The sequence below is a fragment of the Scytonema hofmannii PCC 7110 genome (assembly GCF_000346485.2).
Taxonomy (GTDB): Bacteria; Cyanobacteriota; Cyanobacteriia; order Cyanobacteriales; family Nostocaceae; genus Scytonema; species Scytonema hofmannii.
This window is the reverse complement of the sequence record NZ_KQ976354.1, coordinates 6,398,458-6,419,715: the sequence shown is the minus strand read 5'-3', so window position 1 is coordinate 6,419,715 and position 21,258 is coordinate 6,398,458. Positions and strand designations below refer to the sequence as shown.

The 21,258-nt window shown below is 39.3% G+C and carries 23 protein-coding genes, 2 pseudogenes and 1 CRISPR repeat array; of the genes and pseudogenes, 22 read left to right on the top strand and 3 right to left on the bottom strand.

Annotation, left to right across the window (positions count from 1 at the left end; all coding sequences use genetic code 11):
- The first annotated feature begins 117 nt into the window (after positions 1 to 117).
- The 4 genes from WA1_RS26655 (at position 118) to WA1_RS26645 (ending at position 2,339) form a co-directional block, all read left to right on the top strand.
- Complete coding sequence (locus WA1_RS26655) at positions 118 to 849, top strand: hypothetical protein (RefSeq protein WP_017749530.1); 732 nt, start codon at positions 118 to 120, stop codon at positions 847 to 849.
- A gap of 177 nt (positions 850 to 1,026) precedes the next feature.
- The gene (locus WA1_RS26650; RefSeq protein WP_017749529.1) at positions 1,027 to 1,464 is read left to right on the top strand and encodes a hypothetical protein; all 438 of its coding nucleotides are present in this window, start codon (positions 1,027 to 1,029) and stop codon (positions 1,462 to 1,464) included.
- Between the two features lie 148 nt (positions 1,465 to 1,612).
- Positions 1,613 to 1,798: a hypothetical protein gene (locus WA1_RS57290; RefSeq protein WP_158516701.1), complete on the top strand. Its 186-nt coding sequence runs from the start codon at positions 1,613 to 1,615 to the stop codon at positions 1,796 to 1,798.
- Positions 1,782 to 2,339 carry a hypothetical protein gene (locus WA1_RS26645; protein ID WP_148662774.1) on the top strand — a complete coding sequence of 186 codons (558 nt, stop codon included), beginning with the start codon at positions 1,782 to 1,784 and terminating at the stop codon, positions 2,337 to 2,339. The genes WA1_RS57290 and WA1_RS26645 overlap by 17 nt, the downstream gene beginning before the upstream one ends.
- 238 nt (positions 2,340 to 2,577) lie before the next feature.
- Positions 2,578 to 3,349: a CRISPR direct-repeat array (repeat unit 36 nt; unit sequence CCCCACCGATTGGGTCAATTCGGATTAGTTGGAAAC).
- A gap of 143 nt (positions 3,350 to 3,492) precedes the next feature.
- Here the strand turns inward: WA1_RS26645 and WA1_RS26640 are convergent.
- Positions 3,493 to 3,873, bottom strand: coding sequence for a hypothetical protein (locus WA1_RS26640; protein WP_017750188.1), 381 nt, complete (start codon positions 3,871 to 3,873; stop codon positions 3,493 to 3,495).
- A gap of 105 nt (positions 3,874 to 3,978) precedes the next feature.
- Here WA1_RS26640 and WA1_RS26635 point away from each other — a divergent pair, with 105 nt between their 5' ends.
- Positions 3,979 to 5,379 (top strand): IS4 family transposase, encoded by a 1,401-nt coding sequence (locus WA1_RS26635; protein ID WP_026135398.1) that lies wholly within the window; start codon positions 3,979 to 3,981, stop codon positions 5,377 to 5,379.
- A gap of 190 nt (positions 5,380 to 5,569) precedes the next feature.
- Here WA1_RS26635 and WA1_RS26630 read toward each other — a convergent pair whose 3' ends face one another.
- Entirely contained in the window at positions 5,570 to 5,776 is a 207-nt protein-coding gene (locus tag WA1_RS26630; protein WP_066613033.1) for a hypothetical protein, read from the bottom strand.
- A 348-nt stretch (positions 5,777 to 6,124) separates the two neighbouring features.
- Between WA1_RS26630 and WA1_RS26625 the strand changes: the two are divergent.
- From WA1_RS26625 to WA1_RS58790, 13 genes and pseudogenes are all read left to right on the top strand, one after another.
- Positions 6,125 to 7,373 (top strand): annotated as a pseudogene (locus WA1_RS26625) (ISL3 family transposase).
- Positions 7,374 to 7,411: 38 nt separating this feature from the next.
- On the top strand, positions 7,412 to 7,771 hold the full coding sequence (locus WA1_RS26620; RefSeq protein ID WP_017750197.1) for a four helix bundle protein: 360 nt from the start codon (positions 7,412 to 7,414) through the stop codon (positions 7,769 to 7,771).
- A gap of 168 nt (positions 7,772 to 7,939) precedes the next feature.
- Positions 7,940 to 8,515, top strand: a complete 576-nt coding sequence (locus WA1_RS26615; RefSeq protein ID WP_017746829.1) for a LabA-like NYN domain-containing protein — start codon at positions 7,940 to 7,942, stop codon at positions 8,513 to 8,515.
- A 42-nt stretch (positions 8,516 to 8,557) separates the two neighbouring features.
- Complete coding sequence (locus tag WA1_RS26610) at positions 8,558 to 8,950, top strand: hypothetical protein (protein WP_017746830.1); 393 nt, start codon at positions 8,558 to 8,560, stop codon at positions 8,948 to 8,950.
- Positions 8,951 to 9,053: 103 nt separating this feature from the next.
- On the top strand, positions 9,054 to 9,251 hold the full coding sequence (locus tag WA1_RS26605) for a hypothetical protein (RefSeq protein WP_017746831.1): 198 nt from the start codon (positions 9,054 to 9,056) through the stop codon (positions 9,249 to 9,251).
- Positions 9,252 to 9,288: 37 nt separating this feature from the next.
- Positions 9,289 to 9,774 (top strand): E2/UBC family protein, encoded by a 486-nt coding sequence (locus WA1_RS26600; protein WP_017746832.1) that lies wholly within the window; start codon positions 9,289 to 9,291, stop codon positions 9,772 to 9,774.
- Between the two features lie 223 nt (positions 9,775 to 9,997).
- The gene (locus tag WA1_RS26595) at positions 9,998 to 11,338 is read left to right on the top strand and encodes a HesA/MoeB/ThiF family protein (RefSeq protein WP_017746833.1); all 1,341 of its coding nucleotides are present in this window, start codon (positions 9,998 to 10,000) and stop codon (positions 11,336 to 11,338) included.
- A gap of 36 nt (positions 11,339 to 11,374) precedes the next feature.
- Positions 11,375 to 12,298, top strand: a complete 924-nt coding sequence (locus WA1_RS26590) for an MFS transporter (protein ID WP_017746834.1) — start codon at positions 11,375 to 11,377, stop codon at positions 12,296 to 12,298.
- Between the two features lie 45 nt (positions 12,299 to 12,343).
- Entirely contained in the window at positions 12,344 to 13,069 is a 726-nt protein-coding gene (locus WA1_RS26585; protein WP_017746835.1) for a HEAT repeat domain-containing protein, read from the top strand.
- A gap of 1,391 nt (positions 13,070 to 14,460) precedes the next feature.
- On the top strand, positions 14,461 to 14,604 hold the full coding sequence (locus WA1_RS61825) for a papain fold toxin domain-containing protein (protein WP_148662992.1): 144 nt from the start codon (positions 14,461 to 14,463) through the stop codon (positions 14,602 to 14,604).
- Positions 14,605 to 14,640: 36 nt separating this feature from the next.
- On the top strand, positions 14,641 to 14,967 hold the full coding sequence (locus WA1_RS26580) for a hypothetical protein (RefSeq protein WP_017746837.1): 327 nt from the start codon (positions 14,641 to 14,643) through the stop codon (positions 14,965 to 14,967).
- Positions 14,958 to 15,050 (top strand): annotated as a pseudogene (locus WA1_RS55405) (type III-B CRISPR module RAMP protein Cmr4); the annotation flags it as partial. The gene WA1_RS26580 and the pseudogene WA1_RS55405, both read left to right, overlap by 10 nt.
- Positions 15,045 to 15,209 carry a hypothetical protein gene (locus WA1_RS58790; RefSeq protein ID WP_017746838.1) on the top strand — a complete coding sequence of 55 codons (165 nt, stop codon included), beginning with the start codon at positions 15,045 to 15,047 and terminating at the stop codon, positions 15,207 to 15,209. The pseudogene WA1_RS55405 and the gene WA1_RS58790, both read left to right, overlap by 6 nt.
- On the opposite strand, the gene WA1_RS26575 is transcribed toward WA1_RS58790, so the two are convergent.
- A complete protein-coding gene (locus tag WA1_RS26575; RefSeq protein WP_017746839.1) occupies positions 15,202 to 15,909 on the bottom strand; it encodes a hypothetical protein in 708 nt (235 codons plus the stop codon). The two genes, WA1_RS58790 and WA1_RS26575, sit on opposite strands and share 8 nt — an antisense overlap.
- 231 nt (positions 15,910 to 16,140) lie before the next feature.
- Between WA1_RS26575 and WA1_RS26570 the strand changes: the two genes are divergently transcribed.
- From WA1_RS26570 to WA1_RS26555, 4 genes are all read left to right on the top strand, one after another.
- Positions 16,141 to 17,127 carry a P-loop NTPase family protein gene (locus tag WA1_RS26570; RefSeq protein WP_017746840.1) on the top strand — a complete coding sequence of 329 codons (987 nt, stop codon included), beginning with the start codon at positions 16,141 to 16,143 and terminating at the stop codon, positions 17,125 to 17,127.
- Positions 17,128 to 17,345: 218 nt separating this feature from the next.
- On the top strand, positions 17,346 to 19,013 hold the full coding sequence (locus WA1_RS26565) for a type III-B CRISPR-associated protein Cas10/Cmr2 (RefSeq protein WP_017746841.1): 1,668 nt from the start codon (positions 17,346 to 17,348) through the stop codon (positions 19,011 to 19,013).
- Positions 19,001 to 20,158: a type III-B CRISPR module-associated Cmr3 family protein gene (locus tag WA1_RS26560; protein WP_017746842.1), complete on the top strand. Its 1,158-nt coding sequence runs from the start codon at positions 19,001 to 19,003 to the stop codon at positions 20,156 to 20,158. The genes WA1_RS26565 and WA1_RS26560 overlap by 13 nt, the downstream gene beginning before the upstream one ends.
- A 244-nt stretch (positions 20,159 to 20,402) precedes the next feature.
- Positions 20,403 to 21,254 carry an RAMP superfamily CRISPR-associated protein gene (locus WA1_RS26555; protein ID WP_017746843.1) on the top strand — a complete coding sequence of 284 codons (852 nt, stop codon included), beginning with the start codon at positions 20,403 to 20,405 and terminating at the stop codon, positions 21,252 to 21,254.
- Positions 21,255 to 21,258: the final 4 nt, after the last annotated feature.

Sequence of the window (21,258 nt, the reverse complement as noted above, 5' to 3'; positions counted from 1 at the left end):
CAGAGAACAGAAGGGTGTTGTCCCTTACACGGAAAAAGCCATATCCAATGCTTGCTGTACAACTTAGGAGTGTTGATTAATTTAGAACTTTAAAAACTCTATTCTTTGGAGATGTCTATGAGTTACTCAAAGCGTCGCAAGCAATCAGTGGGACACGAGCGCAAGTCTGTTGAGGAAATATATCGAGAAGTTCCTTTGTGGAAATCACCGTTTGTCTGGCTTTGTGGTTCGGCTGGTGCGTTGTTAATTGGCGTTCCTTTGTTGCTGGATGGGTTAACTCATCGAGTGGCTGGAGTGTTGATGGTAGACGTTTCTCAGTCAAATCAGCCTTTTAAAGAGTCTTTAAAAGTGCTTTGTCGTCAATACAGTGAATCTTTGGTTGAGGGCGATACCCGCATTCAAGGGAAGTTTGCAGATGTAGCAACAATATTGGGCAATCAGAAATTTATTGAACGAGATCGGTTACTTTTACAAAAGCAATGCCAACAGGTGATGGTTCCTCCTTCTGGAGTTGGTAAAATTCCTGGAACTTCTTTACTAGAAGCACTTTCGCGGATGGAAACGGAGATTCAGCACCAGCAAAGTCTAGGTAACACTCAACCTGTCGCAGCGATCGTAGCGATTAATTCAGCAGAATTAGTGAACCAGCAACCACAGAATTTTAGTTTGATTAAATCAAAAATTGAGCGCGTTGTACAAAAGGGAGGTGCAGTAGCAATTATCGGTTCATCTGTTAATTTGGAAAACCAATTAAGCCAACAGTTGATGCAGGTAAAAAATACGCAAATTTGTACTTACGCTGATAGCCAGACTTGCATTGAAGGGCTGTTTGAAATAGCCAGAAAATAATCTTGTTCAAGTGATTGCTAGATATTAACTATCGGCAAATATAGCAATTCCCACTTTCGTGAGGTACAGAATAATGAATTAACCGCAGATGAACGCGGATGGACGCTGATAAATTTGTACCTCAACAGACTAGGAAACGCTATATGCTAAATATTTAAGGAGAAAAAGGAGACAAGTATGTTGTTACCAGAACTGTCACCCAAAAGCAAAGCTAGACTAAAAGCTTGGCTGAAACTTCCTCTGAAAATTATTCAAAGATTACCCGATCGCGATCGGGCTGATATGAAAGCAGCAATTGAAAAATACGCCAAGTTGAATTTAGCTAGATCGCAAATTTCTAAATATAACACCATTCGCTCTCTTCGTTTGGGACGAGATCGGCGTCAAATTACCCAATTTATCGTGATTTTAGCAGGTTCTTTAACATTTTCTGTAGCTCCGCAACTGCTTGCTAAACAAGTAGGAAGAGGACCAATGGCAATTTCCGCAGGTTTATTAGGTGGTGGTTTAGCTAGCTTTTACGCTCATGCAAATGCTACTAAAGTGCTTACAGGAATCAAGCTGAAAAATCAGACTCAAAATACCCGTAAAGCAATTGCTGACCAGAACAAATAAAGGAAAAATCATGTATTCAGAAGAATTTGAATTACCAGAAAGTAGCCTTCAAGAGACTTACACCAAAACTCAACTACAGATGCTGGATGACTTGGAGGGTTATCATAATGGCAAACCAGAAAAATAAGCTTTAATCATTAGCATAGGTTTGAGCGTTATTGAAGCAGTAGTCGCTTATTCAATGTTAGCATCTGTAGGTGTTTTTATTGCCGCGATCGTAGCATCATTTCCTATAGTTTTACTGTGGGCTATTGCTAATTACCACGCAGAAAAGGTGGAGCTTCCAGAAGTATACGATAAGTTAGTGGAGCAATATTATGACAATGTTCAATGATGGTCAAGATAATTTTTCTCAAGAACACTTCAATCAAGTAGAAATTAGTGATGAGGCTTTACAAATGATTGCTTTGATTACCGACGAACAAGAATATAGAGAACAGTTGATTGATAGTCGCCTGCAATGGATTTCTGATAATGACCCTCACAGTCACTTGAAAAACTTTTATATGGTTGACTGTCAGTGTGAAATCAATTTTTTTCTCTCTCGCAAACAAGAATTAGTTAGAGAAAGAGACGGACATATTCATCATATAAAACAGCAATATGAACAGGAATTACAACAAATTCAAACTGTAGAGCCACCGGAATCAGATGTACCGATAATAGGACCAGAACATTTAGTGAAGGAAAGAATTCAACAATGGCGGGAGCAAGAACTCTGCACGAAAGAAAAGAAATGTCACAAAGATATTCAAATTATTGCTGATAGATATAATCGTTTGCAAGAGCAATGCGACCAGCGAATTCATCAAGCTAGCACTAATTATCAAGAAGCATTACGCTTGTGGAGAGAAGAACATAATAAAGATATATAGTAAAAGTGTCTCTGCATATAGCTTTGAGCCATTTCTAGGAGAACTTTTAAATGCCTATCGACGCATCTCGCCAAATCGCTGAAACCCTATATTTTCCGTTGAGATGCGTCGATGCCTTACAGGGAGAGGGTTTGAGGTATGTGTTGCGAGCAATTTTTGGGAAAATGTACTATACTTTTTCTAGATGCGTCGATTTGGCGTCTGAAACCCTTACTGGGTAAGGTCTCCTGGACGAACTCCCCACCGATTGGGTCAATTCGGATTAGTTGGAAACATCAAGCTGAGAGCAAAGCTCAGGATAACGATGCCCCACCGATTGGGTCAATTCGGATTAGTTGGAAACATTCATCATCAGAATGCCGCCAGATAAATCAACGAGTTGTCCCCACCGATTGGGTCAATTCGGATTAGTTGGAAACATTTGTTTTTAAAGCTCCGGTAATATCTACATCAACTGCCCCCACCGATTGGGTCAATTCGGATTAGTTGGAAACTTATCTTTGCCGTCTAAAACTTCTCCGTGCAAAGAAGGCCCCCCACCGATTGGGTCAATTCGGATTAGTTGGAAACCAAGGATGGAACTTGACTTTCCACCTGGACGAATTCCCCACCGATTGGGTCAATTCGGATTAGTTGGAAACAATAAGAGTTTGTATCTATAAGTGGATATAAGCTGAGAAGTCCCCACCGATTGGGTCAATTCGGATTAGTTGGAAACACTGATTAAACCGACTGTCCCACCGAAAGCGCTATCCCCCACCGATTGGGTCAATTCGGATTAGTTGGAAACATTAGGCTATCTGGTAATCTTATATATTCCTTACACCCCACCGATTGGGTCAATTCGGATTAGTTGGAAACAATCATTGTTTTGTCCATTGTCATATCAGGCTTTACTGGCCCCCACCGATTGGGTCAATTCGGATTAGTTGGAAACTTAGAACGGTTAAAAGTGGTCTCTTGTTGGTACTTTCCCCCACCGATTGGGTCAATTCGGATTAGTTGGAAACAATCCAGAGATTAGCCTGGATTCTGTCTTCAAACAATAAAGCCCCACCGATTGCAATACTGCTCGGTTAAGGGAAATAAAGGGTAAAACAGTGTCAAATGTGTTCGCGTATTAAAAACGATAACTGAAAGCGGATGGGCAAGGTTATTTTTTGTCTTTGAGACTTTCGTACAAATCTATCCAGTTTTGTCTGAGAGAATGAATCGTATTTTTTAAGGTGTCGATTTGCATTCTTCGTGTAACTTGCATAACAGCATCAATATGAGCGGGGCTTCCAGCTTTCCCCAAATGCTTATATTTACTTAATTTATTAGGAGTTTGCGTAGGGAAAATCGGCATTTGAGCGTGCAACTTATAGTACCAGTAAGTTCCTTTTTGACCGCGTGCCTGGTAGCGCAGGACACAACAACCTTCGGGTGCAACTTCTCCTGAAGCTTGAATTTGTTGAATTTGTAGTTGTAGAGTAGCGATCGCTTGCTGTAAGAGTTCGGCTCTGGCAATAATATCGTCAGTTTTCGTAGGCATCAATTGGAATTGGGGAAAGATAGAGTTCTCGAATAGATTACGAGAACAAAAAGTGTTTTAATCAATATTATCTTATACGAAATTTCACTTCAAAACTGAGTGCTAATGATGCTAGTTAACTTTGAATTCAACAATCAAATCCTAAATCGGGCACAATTACTGCTGGCTCTTAACCAGATCATCCCTACCGAGTCGATTATGGCAGCGATTACAACAACGAGTAGTACCGCACGGCGTCAAAGAATACTTCCTACACACGTAGTAATCTCTCTAGTAATCGCCATGAGTTTTTGGTCCTCCGATTCAATCGTGGATGTATTGAAAAATCTCATTCAGGGTTTTAATTCTTTGCAAATCCCCTTTAAGAGACGTTTTAAGATACCAACATCTTCATCAATAAGTGAAGCTAGACAACGAATTGGTGCTGCTGTTATGACTCGTTTATTTGAAATTGTTGCAAAACCTTTAGCAACAATTAAAACACCAGGTGCTTTTTTGGGTGGACTGAGAATAATGGCTTTGGATGGCACAGTTTTTGATGTTCCTGATACAGAAACTAATGCTAAAGTATTTGGTTACCCTGGTTCTCGTCCTGGTACAAATCCGGCTTTTCCCAAAGCTAGGTTAACTTTTTTAGTCGAAGCAGGAACTCATTTAATTATCGACATATTTTGTTGTCCATATCGAATTGGAGAGAGAAAAGGAGCTTTAAAGCTATTAAGAAGTGTTGAGGAGAGTATGTTGTTAATGTGGGACAGAGGACTGCACTCATTTAAAATGATTCATGCTGCAATCAAACAAAAATGTCATATTCTTGGTCGCGTGCCATCTCATGTAAAATTTGAGTTTGTTAAAGCTTTTCCTGATGGTTCCTATCTAAGTTGGCTTGCTCCTGATGGAAAGTCAAGAAAGAAGGGAGCGACGAAAATACCTGTTCGTGTCATTGAATATATTATTGAAGTTGAGGGTGTAGAAAAGGTGTATCGTTTAGTAACTGATTTGATGGATATTTCAACTTTTCCTGCATTGCTCTTAGCCCAAGAATACCATCAACGGTGGGAAGCTGAGAACACCTTGGATGAGTTAAAAGTCCATCTGAACGGTCGTAAAATTCCTATCCGCTCGAAGAATCCTCGTGAAGTTATCCAAGAAATTTATGGTTGGTTACTAGGACACTATTGTATACGTTATTTAATGTTTCAAAGTGCAGCAATCAAGGGAATATCTCCCCTAAGTTTAAGTTTTACCAGTTCTCTAAGAGTTGTCAGACGTGCTATTCCTCAGTTTCAACAGCAAGTTAATCATTCTCTTGAGAATATGAATATATATTTTAGCTGGTTAATCTGGGAAATCTTAGACTTACAAATACCACCAACCTCAGGCAGAACTAATCCGAGGGTAATCAAGAAAACTCGTTCTAAATTTAAAACTAAAAAACGATGTCATAGAAATAATTATACTCCCCGGCAACAACTATCTTTTACAATTTTTACAACCGCTAGTTGACATCATCTAGTAGTAGAAGATAGTTGAACTAGATAGAAAATTAAAAGGGACAAGGTTTAGAGATTTTTTCAATTAAATATAAACATTCTTGAGAGATACTTGCTCATCTCTTGTGGGTTCATTTATACAAATTTCTCTCATTTTTGTTCTCGTAAATAAAACGAGAACAGTTTCTTCGGAATTTTAGGCTTCACTTTCCCTTAACCGAGCAGTATTGTAATTGCTTCTGGTTATTCGCATCTGATTGGGACTGGTTGACTAGTACTTTTCTAGAAATGGCTCCCAATGCAGCTATTTCACCCAGCCCGCGCAATAGAGGTTGTTTGCTAATAGTTCCAGTCAAGATGCACACCATTGATGCAGCCATTGCGATCGGAAATACTTGAGCTAGTTTCATTTTTACTACTCACTCATTGTTGACTGTGATGTCTTTAGTTTAAGGAGTTGGTGGAAAATGATATTTCCATTTGCGATCGCAGTCACTTGAAGTAGTTGTCATGAATCATATATACCAGAACAAATGAAAATTTTTCTTCCCCCACTCCCTACTCCCTACTCCCCACTCCCTTTTTCATTAACACGGATAATGCATATTCCACCTATGAGTTTTGGCTCTTCAGTACTTGTTATGCTAAAATAACAAGTACTGAAGAGGGAACAGGGAACAGGGAACGGGGAACAGTGAAGAAAGAAACGAAGTTTTCTGTTTGCCTTGCCTGATAACATTTTTGTAAATCTAACAGTTATGGTAAGGAAAAAAGGTATTAAAGCTTTAACGGAAATTCTGGATATAGAAGGGGTAAAAGTCATATCCCATCGGCTTCATGCTGGAATTGGACTTATACTACAAACCGAATCAATTTCTGATTATAGTATTTGCCTACGTTGTGGAACCGTAAGTCATAGATTACATCAAAATCATCGATACATAGTAAAAGACTTACCATTTGGAGAAAAACCAGTTTTTTTAGAAATAAACTTTTATACAATTCAAATGTGAGGTGTGTAAAAAACCTTTTAGTGAAGAATTAGATTTCGTAAGCCGAAAAAGGACATATACAAAAAGATTAGCTCAAAAAATAATACAAGACGTTTTAGAAAACGATATTCACAGTGTTGCATCCAAAGGAATTGTGACGACAGAAGAAATAGAAAGAATGTTAAAAGATGCATCTACAGGATTATCTTCATCAAAACATGACGGATTAAAAAGACTGGGAATTGACGAAATAGCTTTGGTGAAAGGTCATGGAAATTACTGTGCAGTCTTAACAGATTTGGATACATCTAAACCAATTACAATTTTACATGGGCGCACACAAGAAGTCATAAGAGAAATCTTAATTGAATGGGGGAATGATGTTTTAGATAAAATAGAAGAAGTGAGTATAGATTTATGGCAAGGTTATAAAAGTTTAGTGAAAGAATTAATGCCTCATGCACAAGTAGTGGCTGACAGATTTCATGTAATGGTACAGATAAACAAGGAACTAGATACACAAAGAAAGAGAGAAAAAAGTCAAATAGAATCAGTTATAAAAAAAGCGGAATCTCCTCAAGATAAAGCAGACAGTGAAAAAATTTTACAAGGACTTACAAAAAGTAAATATATTTTACTTAAGAATGAAGAAGATCTAAATCAAGTCCAACAAGAGAAATTAATTGAAGTCAAACAAGTTTCTCCTAGTCTAAAAATCATGCATGAATTAAAAGAGGAAATTCGACAAATTTTTGAAACAATAAGTAATTGGGAAGCCGGATTATTTAAACTAGGAACATGGTTATTTAAAGCGAAAAAACATTTTCCTAAGAGCTATAACACAATACTTCGTTGGCTAGATGAGATCGTTGCTTACTTTGATAATAGGACAACAAGCGGAGTTGTAGAAGGTATTAATAACAAACTCAAGCTCATCAAACGCGCTGCTTATGGTTTTAGAAATTTTGACAACTTTCGAATTCGGTGCCTATTAACTTGGCATTTCAATTGCTAACTAAACATTGATGAATTTTGATAATCTTGAGGGTTTTCATGGCAGAGATTAATGATTTTAAAGACTTAAAAATCTGGCAAAAAGGTATGGATATAGCCGAAAAGTGCTATTTTTTGACTAAACCTTTTCCCAAAGACGAGTTATATGGCATGGTACAACAAATTAGGAAATCCGCTGTCTCTATTCCAGCCAATATAGCCGAGGGATATGGAAGAAGATCGACACTTGAATACATTAGATTTCTGAATATTGCTCAAGGCTCGGTTAATGAATTAGAAACACACGTTATTCTATCGCATCGGGTAGGTCTATCTAAACAAGAAGATATAGAACCAATTATTTCTTTGCTACGAGAAGAGAGTCGAATGATTATTGCCCTCATTAAGAAGCTAGAATAACGCTCTCTTCCCTTTTTTCCTTTTTCCTTTTTCCTTTCTTCACTGTTCCCTGTTCCCTGTTCCCTGTTCCCTCTTCAGTACTTGTTATTTTAGCATAACAAGTACTGAAGAACCTGAGTTTTAATGAGAAATAAGAAAACACAAACCCCAAAAGCGTGGTGAAAGTGTATGGTAAATCTTCATCGAGTGATGATTATTGCAGACGGCGATAATGCTTTTATGGCAGCGCAAAACTTTAATCGTAAAATAAACTGGCATAAAGTGCGTGATTACTTAGCAGATCCAAAAGAGGGTAGAGAACTCATTGAAATGGTAATTTATCTTGGTCTACCTCCTGCAAGAGAAAGATTTGAAGAACAGCGAAAAAGCAAAGAAAAATTTATATACTGGGCAAGGAGTAATGGTTTTTTAGTTGTAGCGAAAGAAGGAAAAGCTAAAGGAGATGATTACGAGAATAATGTTGACGTTGTCATGGCAATCGATGCTATTGAGTTAGCGTTAGAAGTTAAACCAGATATTGTTGTTTTAGTGACGGGTGATTCTGATTTTGCCTATTTAGCAGAAAAACTGAGAAGACGAGGAATACGGGTTGAGGTAGCTTCAGTCGAACAATCGCTAGGAAGTGAATTAAAAAATTCAGCTAATAGCGTAGTGGATTTAACAGAGGTGTTTGATAAATTTGACCAACATGATACTAACCAAAATTATCACCGGATTGGTAGTTCTAATGTCTTTGATTCATAAATGCAGAAGGCTGGAGTAAACAAAAAAAGAAAGGAGTGATTCATGGGGACAGTGAATGGCAAATTAATTACTCAAGAACGCAATCAGTTAGATGAACTGACACAAAGAACTGAGAAAATCATTCGACGTTGTGAATCTTTGGAATCTCAAGTTTCTGCTATTACCAAACAAGATTATCCACAATATTTGCAAAAGGTAAGTTATGAGGTGAATCATGTCAAATCCTTTTTGCAAAAGCTTGATAAAAGAATTGGCTTTTTAGAGGAGGTAACATCCAACCAAGCTAAACAGTTGTTGTTTTTCAAGATTAGTAATGTTATTGGCTTGGTAGGTTTATTGTTGATATTTTTCATAAATCATTTGCCTGAATACGAGCGCGATCGATCTCAAAAACGAACGCAGTCTGTGGAATTCATTCAACAAGAATTTAAGTAAGTAGTTCGTAGTAGCAGTGCATACGCTAAAGCGCTACTACGAACCAATTACAAAGAATTTACCCGAACGTGGGTTAAGAATTAGAACAAAGTGAGGAAATCAGATGAGAGCAATTGTTAACGGCAAATTGGTCGATTTACCCCAAGGGACAACTGTTGAAGAATTAAGAAAAAAACTGCCGGAAATTGGTCAGGATGATGTGATGGAAGAAGGCTTTAGCGGAACTCGTCCTTTAAAAAATAATGAAGCACTCAAGGAAGGTTCTAAGGTTTGGAGTGTACCTAAAATTGTGAAGGGGTAATCAAGTTGTGGATTGTGAAATATTGTGCAGGTGAAGTATGGCAGTTACAATAAGTCAAGAAAAATCTGGATTTAAACCGAGTTCGCGAACTCTAGAAGAACTCAAATTGTTAGAAAAAGTTGCAAAAAATGTCATTGTTGGTAGCAAGACAGTCGGCGATATTAGATATACGGCGGTTCTCATTAAGGGTATGCCTTTATCTTCCAAAAAATTTACTGTTTCTAACACAGATGTTTTGTTTTTATTACCACCAGATTACCCGCGCCTTCCTCCCATTGGCTGCTATCTAAATTATCCCTGGAATACGCTAGGAGAGGGAGACCATCACTTTACCCGTCAAAGTTACTATGGTGCGCCATTTTTGAGTGAAGAAGGATGGTATTGGTATTGCGTGGGTTTGGGGGGAGGATTTAACCATGATGTCTGGTTGAATTCTTGGAGACCCAGTCAGAATCCTGAGAAGGGTCACAATCTTGCGACTTTGTTTGTTACAGCACGTCACGCAATTAATAGCGATGATTGATTGTCATTTGTCATTTGTAAAGGTTTTAGCGTGTTTACATACCTTTAGAGACTTCTGTTTTTTCCCACCAACCACTAACCACTGTACGGGCGCAATGCCTTGCGCCCCTACCAACCACTAACCACTGTACGGGCGCAATGCCTTGCGCCCCTACCAACTACTAACCACTGTACGGGCGCAATGCCTTGCGCCCCTACCAACCACTAACAACTAACAACTAACCATGAACAAACCTGTTGCCATTTCTTTTCATGTACCACCAAAAATGTGGTCTGAATTTCAGGAATCTATGCTCAAATCTAGAATGTTTAATGAAGAAGTCATTGGTTTTTTCTTTTGTCAGCGCCATCAAGTTTCAAAACGTAAAATCCGGTATATCCCTAAAACTTGGGTTGTTCCTTCGTCTGACTGCTACGAACATCAATCTGCAACTGGATTGATATTAAAACAGCCTTTTCATTCCTATCTATTGGAAAATTATCTTCAACCTGGGTTAGATGTAGTTCACATTCATACTCATGCAGGTCGAGGAATGCCTGATTTTTCCTATATTGACGATCGCTATGAGTCGGAATATGCTCAATTTATCTCATCTGGGTTTCCCCAAAAACCTCGTTTGATTTCTGGGGTATTTGATGAAGATTTTCAGTCTTGTCAATTTCGGATGTGGGATAGGAAAGGACGGAAGTTTGAGAAGGTTAAATTCTGTAATTCATTGTTTGAAGTCGCGACTAATGAAGATGAGATGAACAATCCAGATTTGATGTTTGCTCGACAAAAAATATTTGGAGAAGCTAATCAAAGGCTGCTCAACGAACTCAAAGTAGCATTAATTGGTTGTGGCGGTATTGGTTCAATTTTTGCAGAATTGTTGGGACGTTTGGGTGTAAAAAATTGGGTCTTAATTGACCCCGATAAATTAGAGACTCTGAATCTCAATCGAATGCCTGGTGCTACACAAGAAATGGTAGAACAAAGATGGCATAAAGTGTATTATGTCAAGCATCTTATCAAAAGAATTTACAGTGAAGGTTCTTGTGTTAAAACAATACCAACTTCAATTGAAAGTGAGTTAGCCAAGCAAGAAATAGCAACTTGCGATTTAATTGTGGTAGCAACAGACAACCACCTTTCTCGCAAAATTGCTCAAGAATTAGCGTTGGAATATATGCGTCCTCTGGTCTGTTTGGGAACTCACATAGATATGAAACAAGACCATACACCGCGAATGTATTGTAGAGTGACCGTTCCTCCTGTGGGTGGTGGTTGGTGTTTGATGTGCGGTAATATTATTAGCCTGCAAAGGGCTGCTTTAGAGTCTGCACCTTCTGAAATTCATCAAATGGCTGCGGGTGCAGGTTACATAGAAGGTGTAAATGACCCAGCAGTATTTTGGTTGAATAGTATCTGTGCAAGTACGGGTGTGGGTGTGATTCACGGGATGGTGAGCGGTTTTTTGAATGTAGATTCCGGGATTGACTGGGTTTATGAGTTTCCCAGTAGTGATTGGCGCAAGACGAATACTGAGTATTTGCGGTCTGATGATTGTTTCTTTTGCTGTTGAGAAAAGCGATCGCCTCAACGTTTGATTTTTCAACGAATGATACCATTTCGCATTAATTGCGATACATATAAATTCTTTCCATTATTCTTGGCAGCCTTTATCCTGTTTTATCCTGCTTCCGGTTGCTTTGTCAGTCTTTCCCAAGCTACTCTCATGGACATTGAACCGAAACGCCATGAGCAAAATATGGCACGTTGGGCTTTAGCTGGGTCTGTGGGAAATGTCATTGGTCCAGTGGTGTTAGCGGTTGCTGTGGGATTACATCAAAGTTGGCGGAGTGCATTTTTTATCTTGGCTGTTCTAACAGTATTGCTGTTGGGAATGGTGTGGAAGTATCGAAAAGCAATTCCAACTGCACCTGACAAAATTGATGAACCAATACAGGGTTTTAGAGAGGCTATAGGTAATGCGATCGCAGCTTTAAAACGGCGTAAAGTGCTGCTTTGGTTAACTTTGTTGCAATTTTCCGATTTAATGCTGGATATTTTGCGTGGCTTTTTGGCACTGTATTTTGTTGATGTTATTGGTGCAAGCAATACGCAGGCTAGTTTTGCTATGACTATCTGGTTAGGGTTTGGCTTGCTAGGGGATTTTTTGCTCATTCCTTTGCTAGAAAGAGTGAGGGGAATTGCTTACTTAAAATTAAGCGCCATAATTGTTTTGTTTCTGTACCCGGCTTTTTTGCTCGTACCAAACATCAATATCAAGTTATTAATTCTCGGTTTGCTGGGTTTGTTTAATGCAGGTTGGTACTCAATTCTCCAAGGACAATTGTATACAGCAATGCCGGGACAGAGTGGTACAGTCATGACATTGAGTAACTTATTTGGTTTTGTGGGTGGTTTAATGCCGCTAGCATTGGGTTTGTTTGCTCAACATTATGGTTTACAAAATACCATGTGGTTGTTACTTGCAGCACCTGTCGCTCTGTTAATAGGACTTTTAAAGTTTTCTGGTTAAAACGAGCAACGTAAGATATAATAAAACCAACTTTTTTCGCAGGAGGTGCCTAGTCTGACAGATCGTCCAGACGACCCAGCCGTTGCAAAACTGTACGAAGCAATTGGTGACCTTGTTGTCTTTGCGGTTAATTCAAATAAGGAATTTTTGAGATGGGGAGTAGTTGAAATTGTCCTTATGTCAGAAGAGTTGTCAGCTATTGTGCAAAAGCTAAAAAACTCAGATCCAGAGATACGCGAGAATGCGTTGGACAAAATAGGTACACTTAAGCCAAGTAATGCCCTAGATATTATCCAACATTTTTTATCAGATGCAGACCCTGAAGTACGTGGTACTGCGGCTTGTAACTTAGGAGAAATTCGCGATCGCCGTGCTGTACCATACCTCATTAATGTAGCAAGAGTTGATTCCACCGAAGAAGTTCGTGCAGACGCTTTATTAGCGCTGGCTGAGTATCGAAGTTCTGAAATACTTAATTGTTTAGTCGATGAAGTGTACCGCGAAAAACGTTCGAGACGACCCAGACAAGAAGTTGCAAGGCAACTGAAGCACTACGATACTGAGTCATCTGTGGATGCATTAATAATATTACTTCAAGATGAGGACGTTTACGTGAGAATTCCTACAGTAGATTCGCTCAAAGAACTAAATCGTCCTAGATTGCGTGAGGTTTGGGAAAAGGCAATGGATGATGAAAGTTATTATGTGACGGAGATAGCTAGGGAAGCACTTGCTCATTTAGATTCGTTCGTTTCAACAAAGCCTATATAAAGCATGAGCAAACCGACCCTTACTATTAATCCAGAAATTTATGCCAATTTACTGGCTGAATATCAACCCAAGGTGTTACTTAAAAGATAAAGTGGCAGTTTTTAAAGTATAAAGTGGCAGAGCCAGGGGAGCTAGAACGCTTATTTTCCCGTTATACATGATTTGCAAGCGATCGCATTAAAATCTCTCAAATACACGAACACTATAGGTTTTTGACTGCTGCCACTTTTTGGTTTTAAAACTGCCACTGTGACTTAAAGGAATTTTTTGCCGCAATGGCATGCTTTTACTTTAATTTAAGTCCGGCAACTTTATACTTTAAATAGTTGCTTGTTAGTCTCTAGGGTAAAAACAGAGCCATTCTCCTACAATTTGGTTAGGTCAAATATATTAACGCTCTCTAAGTGTATAAGGATAAACGGCAAGTTTTTGCTTTGCATTTGAACTACTGGCAGAATTTTAGTTTAAACAAAGGTACTTTATAAGATAGCGATCGCTACCATTATACTCCAGTTTCAACTGTAATCTTGCCATGAGTTCAAATCCAAGGTAAAAGTTTGCCGAAAGTCTCTTAACACTTCCCCAAGTAAATAGGCTTAGAATGATGAATTTCATAAGAGTTGCAGCCTTTTCATTCTACAGACTTAGAGGAAACTCGTTAAAGTATAAAGTTGCCTCCCTCAAATTAAAGTAAAAGCATGCCACTGCGGCAAAAAATTCCTTTAAGTCACAGCCACTTTTTGTTTTAAGCAACAGCTGCGGCCACTTTATGCTTTAAGAACGGCCACTTTATCCTTTAAGTAACATAGTTGTGCAAATTTATCCTTCTACCCTGTGCAAATTTATAGGTAAAGTAACAGAGCAAAAAGCTCGTGAAGAAGTAGTAGAATATCGTTTCCAACTAATCCGAATTGACCCAATCGGTGGGGTTGAGCTTGCACGGCTTGCCGCAACAAGAATGTACAGCTAAGAGTTTCCAACTAATCCGAATTGACCCAATCGGTGGGGAGTTCGTCTAGGAGACCTTACCCAGTAAAGGTTCCAGCCCCCAAATCGACACCACTGATGGAATTATAGTATATCCTCCCAAAAATTTAGCAAAACACATAGCTCAAACCTTTGTCTAGTAAGCAATCGACACCACTCAACGAAAAATATAGGGTTTCAGCAATTCAGCGAGTGGTGTCGATGAACATCTGAAAGTGACCCTCAAAGAACCCTCAAACATAGATAACATAATACTTTGGCGGTGGTTGGGGTGCTTCCCCACCAATAGTCCACACCCTCGAAACCGCTTCCGTGAGATATCCAATCAAACTGGACATTATCCTTCACTGGCTTAACTAACTTTTTCACCTGTTTGTCAGGTTGCCAATTATGATTCAGTTACAATTAATGGGAAACACTACGGCGTGGAAGTGCGAGGTAAAGTCTTTGATCATCTCTCAACAACAGGAATGATAAAAGATGATTTGGTAAATGATTTCCACTGTCAAAGCGAACAATTTGATATTAAATATTTAGAATTTTTGTAGTGCGATAGAGTTGAAACTATTGGATAGAAAATTGATATGAGTGGTGGACTATATAAAATTTTGGAAAAAATTAGAGTTAGACCTGGGATGTATATTGGTAAAGCTTCTGTCACTGTCCTGTTTGATTTTTTAGTGGGTTATAAAACTGCTAGAAGAGAATTAGGTATTGAACTGACTGATGAGGATGCTGATTTTTGTGAGCATTTTCATGAATTTGTCGAAAGAAAGCATCATTTACGGACTTCTAACTCTTGGGCGAAGATAATCATGCTGTATTGCCATCATGAGAAAGAGGGTTTTGATAATTTCTATAAGTTGTTAGATGAGTTTAAAAACCGAGATAAAAGTTTAGAGGTAACTTAAACCTGATTTTTCGCGACTAGTTTACCCAGACGGGGATTATTCCCGGTAGTTCTATTCGCGGTCGATTTCGTGCGGATATGCGTCTAGAAGAAAAAACTAATGATAAATCTAAACAAAAGCATGAGGAAGAAACTCAAGAAACACCTAGTAATGAAGTCACTCAATTGGGTAGAGGAAAGCACGAAGAAAACTTAAACCTCTCAAAGATTAAAATGGACTTGGGAAAGAATTTAACTAATTAGTTTGTTTGCGGAACTGTTCCTTAAAAGTAATTTCAATCGGGTTTAGAGAACATCCTGTGGGCTTTCTATCTTTTAACTCGGCTGGCGTGTATTGTAATGAACTTTTTTCAAACAAAGAAGCAATTACCATTCCTACACTAGCCTGGGCAGTCATTCCTGTAAAATCTGCGATTACATCCTCTACTATCCATCCCTGGGGTAGATATTTGTAGATTTTTCTGACTTCTTGATAAAACTCTAGAGGATCGTAAATATCGTTGATAACTATTGGTTCTGGAACCTTGAGCTTGGGAAAATCCTGTGTTAACTTTTTTGCTAAATCAAGAGTTTGAGAAGAACAAATAAACCAACAACCTTCTAATTCTGGGAGATGATATTCTATTGCTTTTCGACAAGGTTCTTCTCGGCTAACTAACAACATAAGTCCTTTATGTTTTATGGGAGGTAACTTGCCTAAATCGATTTGGGGCGATCGCACTTTGGTTAATGATTTCGTTACCAACCACACTGAGAAGATTAGAACCAATATAGATCCTAGAATAATCCCCAAGGCAGCTGTCGTGGTATTGCCAAATAAATTCCCCAATATTTGGGTGATAGCATTACCCAAAACGGATAGAAAAATACTGCCGATAAAGAAAGGAATGAGAGTTTCAGGGTTAAAAAATATTTTGGCTGTTTGAGCAAAGTTGTTTCGCATAGCCTTTTGATGTGACAGCAGTACTATTTGGGCTGAGACTATAAGATATTACTTAAACTCTCAGCATTTATCCGGAGATATCCGAAAAAGCTTCTAATTGCTTGACAACTCGTTCTAATGCGTCGCACTTCGAGCGTGCCATTCGATAGGCGTCCTCACCCGTCCTACATTAGTGGAAAATGCGTATTCCATCTCCATGCGATAGTAAAGCTGTTGCAAAAAAACACGGATATGTATAGCTATCAAATTCAACTAGAAGGCGAGGTATTGCGAGTCGGGTTTAATCGCACTTTACCAGCCCAGGGCGATCGCATTGTCAAAGATACCCTAGAATTATTAAACCAAATGATTGATTCTGGAGAAATTGCTGGAGGACATCGGCTTCTCATTGACGGGGCGCAATCTGTTGCGGTAGGTTATGTAATTTCCCATAAACTTGCTCATTTGTACGAAGTCGTCGCCGTTCTTGACCCCAAATTGGGTAATAAAATTAGTACATCCACTGGCTCAATGAGATATAAAAACTACATAGTTACGGTTGCTCATGGAATATCCCACAAAGTCGGCGATGTGATTGCAACAGAAGAAAAGCAACAAGAGCGCAATATTCTCAAAGTCGTCTTGTGCGGTCCCCCACATTCTGGAAAATCCTGTTTGCGGGAAGGTTTAAAACAGGCGATTTTAGGGACTTTGAACGCACCTTATCCCTATGTAATCACCGCTTGTCCCGATGGGGAAGGCTCTTGGTATCACAAAACTTACCAACAGAATCAGGGATTAGCCAACGATAGCAAACCTCGCCTGAAATCTGAACTTACCCCAGAATTTGCAAAACAGGCTGCACAATGGGTCAGGAGTGCTAACCAATTAATTAATATTGTTGATATTGGCGGGAGAATCACCACAGAAAACGAGACAATTGTGGAACCAGCAACCCATGCAGTTATTCTTGCAAACGATACTAGCAAGTTTGCAGAGTGGGAAGAATTTTGTCAAAAATCGAATCTCAAAATCGTTGCAAAGATTCACAGTATTTTAGACGCGACTCAGGATGAAGTGTTTCTCACCGAAGAATGGAAGCTCAACACCAACAACTTGCTAGAAACAGCACCTTTACTCACAGGTAGCGTACATCGCTTAGAACGAGGACAAGATTTATCAACCCGTCCAATGGTAAAAGCACTCGCTGAAGTGCTGATACATTTGACGAAATGTTAAGGGCTTCATCGTTAAAGCTGAAAAAATTCTTTAGATAGCATCTTTATGTAATTTAAAGAACTACTGTAAGGATGGTTCTCTATCTTACTTTTTAAGTTGATGCTTGCTATGGGGTGCTTTGAGATGCAAAGAAGATTTGCATACTCTATAAGTCAGTATCATAAATTTTACCGTCCTAAAAAATTCAGTAAGGAAAAGGGATCTCTTTTTCATTGCATATGACTAGCAAAATTTACACAGTCATAACTTTTTCTCCTGTGCAGGGATTTATCGAGAAATCGCGGAAATTGCGAGATTTGTATGGGAGTTCGTTTCTGCTTTCTTATTTATCTTGGGTTATTTGTGCAACAGCTAAGAGCAATGGTTATAAAGTTGTTTCTCCAGCTCTTATCGATGTAGCCCAGGGAACACCCAATCAAATTATTGTAGAAGGAGACTTTCAAAAAGAAGATGCCAAAGCAGCCTTGAATACAGCTTGGCAATGTGTAACAGAAAGCTGTCGAGAATGGATTGAACAAAAGATTCCAGGAGAGTATCAATCCTGGCGAAGAATTTGGGGACTCTGGACAAAACATTCATGGGAATTTTTTTGGGTTCAAGGAAAACCTGGTGAAAGTATCAGCGATGTTCGCCAAAGCTTAAATGATAAAAAATATTGGCGCGGTTGGACTGGGATAAATTGGCAAGGTGAAAGTTCCACCCTCTCTGGTGCAGATGCGATCGCCTACCCCGGACTCGGCAAAATTTGCGATCCTCGTGCATACAATTACCAACAAGAAAAAACAGAAATCAGGAATTTTTACGAACAACTCCAAAAGCAACTAGGAGAAGCATTTATTGACACCAGTGAAGAACTGAGCGTCCCCGAATTAATCAAGCGAATGATTACCCATGAAGTCATTGCAGAAAAATTGATTCAACGACTTGAGCCATCTTTAAAGGATAATGGTGTAAATATTGAAGAACTGAAGACGCAAATCAGAAAACTATCTCAAGAGCTTAGCCCTAAGTCTTTCAAAGACTTAAGCCGACAAAATGATAAAAACGGAACTGACAACCAAACACCACAAAAGAAATATTGGACTGGTTGGTTTCAGGGAGATGGCGATAAAGCAGGTGATTACCTAAGACAATATCCCGATAAAACACATGAATTTAGTCAGAAGATGCGAGAATGGGGGAAAAACTTTCAACAAAAATCACCTCTGTTTTGTCGGGTCATTTATGCAGGAGGAGATGATTTCTTAGGTGTTTTTCATGATGCCAAAGAAGGACGAGAATTAAAACCCAACTACTGTATTAATCAGTTCTCGAAATTCAAAACAGAGATTTGGGATCAGCCAGAGAAAAAGCCTATTTCCGCAAGTGTCGGTTTTATCTGGGCGGCTCCTGGTGTTCCTCAACGGGATGTCCTCCAACACTGTCGCTTAGCAGAGAAATCAGCAAAAAGCAATGGCAGAGATAGAATAGCATTCCGCGTTTTGTTTAACAACGGCAATCACTTAGAATGGATATGTCCTTGGTGGCTGTTGGAACAGGATTTACTTACGAGTTACCAAGATCGCGACAAAGGAAAAAATTGGACGCATATATATAATGATGTCGCTGTTTTAGAATCGCGTCATGCTTTTAACGACGAAAGTAGACATATTGCTTTTGGCTTGTTAGAGATATATTTTCGCAACCAGTCGGAGACGATAAAACAAGAAAAAAACTGGTGGAACCATAATGATGAAGAAGGAAGACTCGTCGGAGGAATTTTAGGCGATCGCCAGAATTACTACAAAAAGAACACTCAAGAAATAGATGAGACTAAACTCAACAAATCGCTCAACGACTGGATTATCAATCTTGCCAAAGTGGGATTTCACCTATGTTACCAATAGAAACCTCGGAAAACACCTCTGCAAAATCACCAGTTTCTCCTCGCCCTCCATTTGAATATGTTATCATCATTGAACCTCTGGGTTTACTTTACGGAAGTGCGGGAAAATTTTTGTCACCAGAAAATTTAGTAGGACGCTCCGGTAGTTATTTTCCTCCCAGTGCAGCGACTTTGTCGGGTTTATTTGCAGCTACTTACAATGATACAGACATCCAGGATTTATTGCTAGCTGGACCATTTTGGGGACAAGCAGATGAGTTAACGCCGCAAACACAAAACTTTTATGTACCCACTCCACGTAATTATTTGATTAAAGATGGCGAAATTAAGCACATACTCACCTGGAAAAATAATCTATGGCGTGATGAAAAAGACCAAGCTCCCAATGATAAATATGAAAGTAATACTTGGCTAGCGATCGCTCAATGGGATAACCCGAACGAAGTCAAAAAAGCACCTTGGAAGTTTTTACCCCATTTACACCCTCGCCTAGAACTCAATGAACGACGTGTCATTATGAAGAAAGATAGTCAAGAAGCACCGGAGGGTAGCTTATTTCTCGAAAACTCCGTCCAGATGGAACCCGGTACTTGCTTGGTTTATCTTTCCAACACGAAACTGAAGCCTGGTTGGTATCGCTTCGGTGGTGAGGGACACATGGTGGATGTGCGTTGTGAAAAGATTTCACCATTTCTTGCAGAGATATTGAATGCCGAAGTTGGAAAGAGTTTTGCCCTAATTACACCTGCAGTTTGGGGTTCCAATCGTCTGTCATACCGAGAACCCATGTTTCTGCAAAAAGGCGATTCTAAAAAATACCCACAAGAAAACCCAGAAAGCAACGCGCAAAAAGTTTGGACAGTAGAAGCTTTATTAACAGAACGTCCCATACCCTTTCGTTACCGCTTGGGAAATCATCACGAGCGCCAACCTCAAAGCGAACAACACCAAAAACTGCCAAAACTCCTCTCTCGCGGACGTTATGCAATTCCTGCGGGTACCGTTTACGTTGTGGAAGAACTTGAAGGACTGACAGATAAATCTTGGCAATATTGGGATGAGAAATGGTTCCCAAAAGAGGGTCCCTCCTTCAAACGTTGGGGATGCGGGTTAGCGCTCCCTTTACCAAATGCTTGTTCGGTGTGACATCAAATCCGTTTGTATCGGAATTATTTCTCCTTTCTTCCCTCTGCGCCCTCTGCGTCTCTGCGGTTTTTTTAATCATTCAGATGCTGCCGGATTTGATCTGACTACTCCCGAACCGCCAGCTATATTACCTAATTTAATGAACCACAGAGGCGCAGAGGACACAGAGAAAAAAGTGAGAAGGAATCGGTAATTTAAGAGCACCGAAGGGAGTAAACTCAAAAATTCATTTGGAGAAACATAAATGTACCACAAGGCTTATGGCATTATTGAAACCCTAGCACCTTTGCATATCGGAGCAAGTGCGGGAGAAGAAACAGGTAACTTAAACTTGATTTTCCGCGACCAGTTTACTCAGACGGGAATCATCCCAGGGAGTTCGATTCGAGGTAGGTTTCGCGCCGATATGCGATCGCAGGAAAAGGATAACAATACAGAAAAGAAAAAGGAGAAGGAAAGAAAATGGTACGGACATGAAGCAGTTACAGATAGAACTGTTACAAGTGGAGAAGATAGTGGAACAACCGAGGCTTTAGTTAAATTTGAATATGCTTCTTTAGTATGGCTTCCTGTATTCTGTCCCGGTCAACCCATTGTTTGGGTGACTTGTCCTTGGTTGCTCAAGCGCTATCAACAAATTACCGGAAAACCAACTGTTACAGATGACCGAGGCGAAACAAAACTTGCACCACTACCCAAAGCGGGAAATGCAAAACTCAGAAGCGATCGCAAATTTCTTTTCTTCAATTTAGGCTTTTTGGATGACTTAACCCCAACTCCCAGTTTATCGGAATGGGTTCCCGATGGGCATGAACTCAGTCATTTAGTTGTGGTAGATGACAGCGAAATCGGTATTATCCATGACATGGCACTATACCGTCAAACTCGTACTAAGTTAGAGGATGATGTCAAGAAAGTTGAAAACTTCTTTGGGGTTGAAGCTTTACCTGAAGGAAGTATTTTGATATTTCCTATTGCTCTTAAGGAAACAGGTTGGAAACCATTTGGCGATCGAACATCTCAAGAACTTTACTTTGGTGGTTTGGAATCAATAGGGTTTGGTCGTTGTTACGTTACACTAACATTCAGGGAGTAAAAAA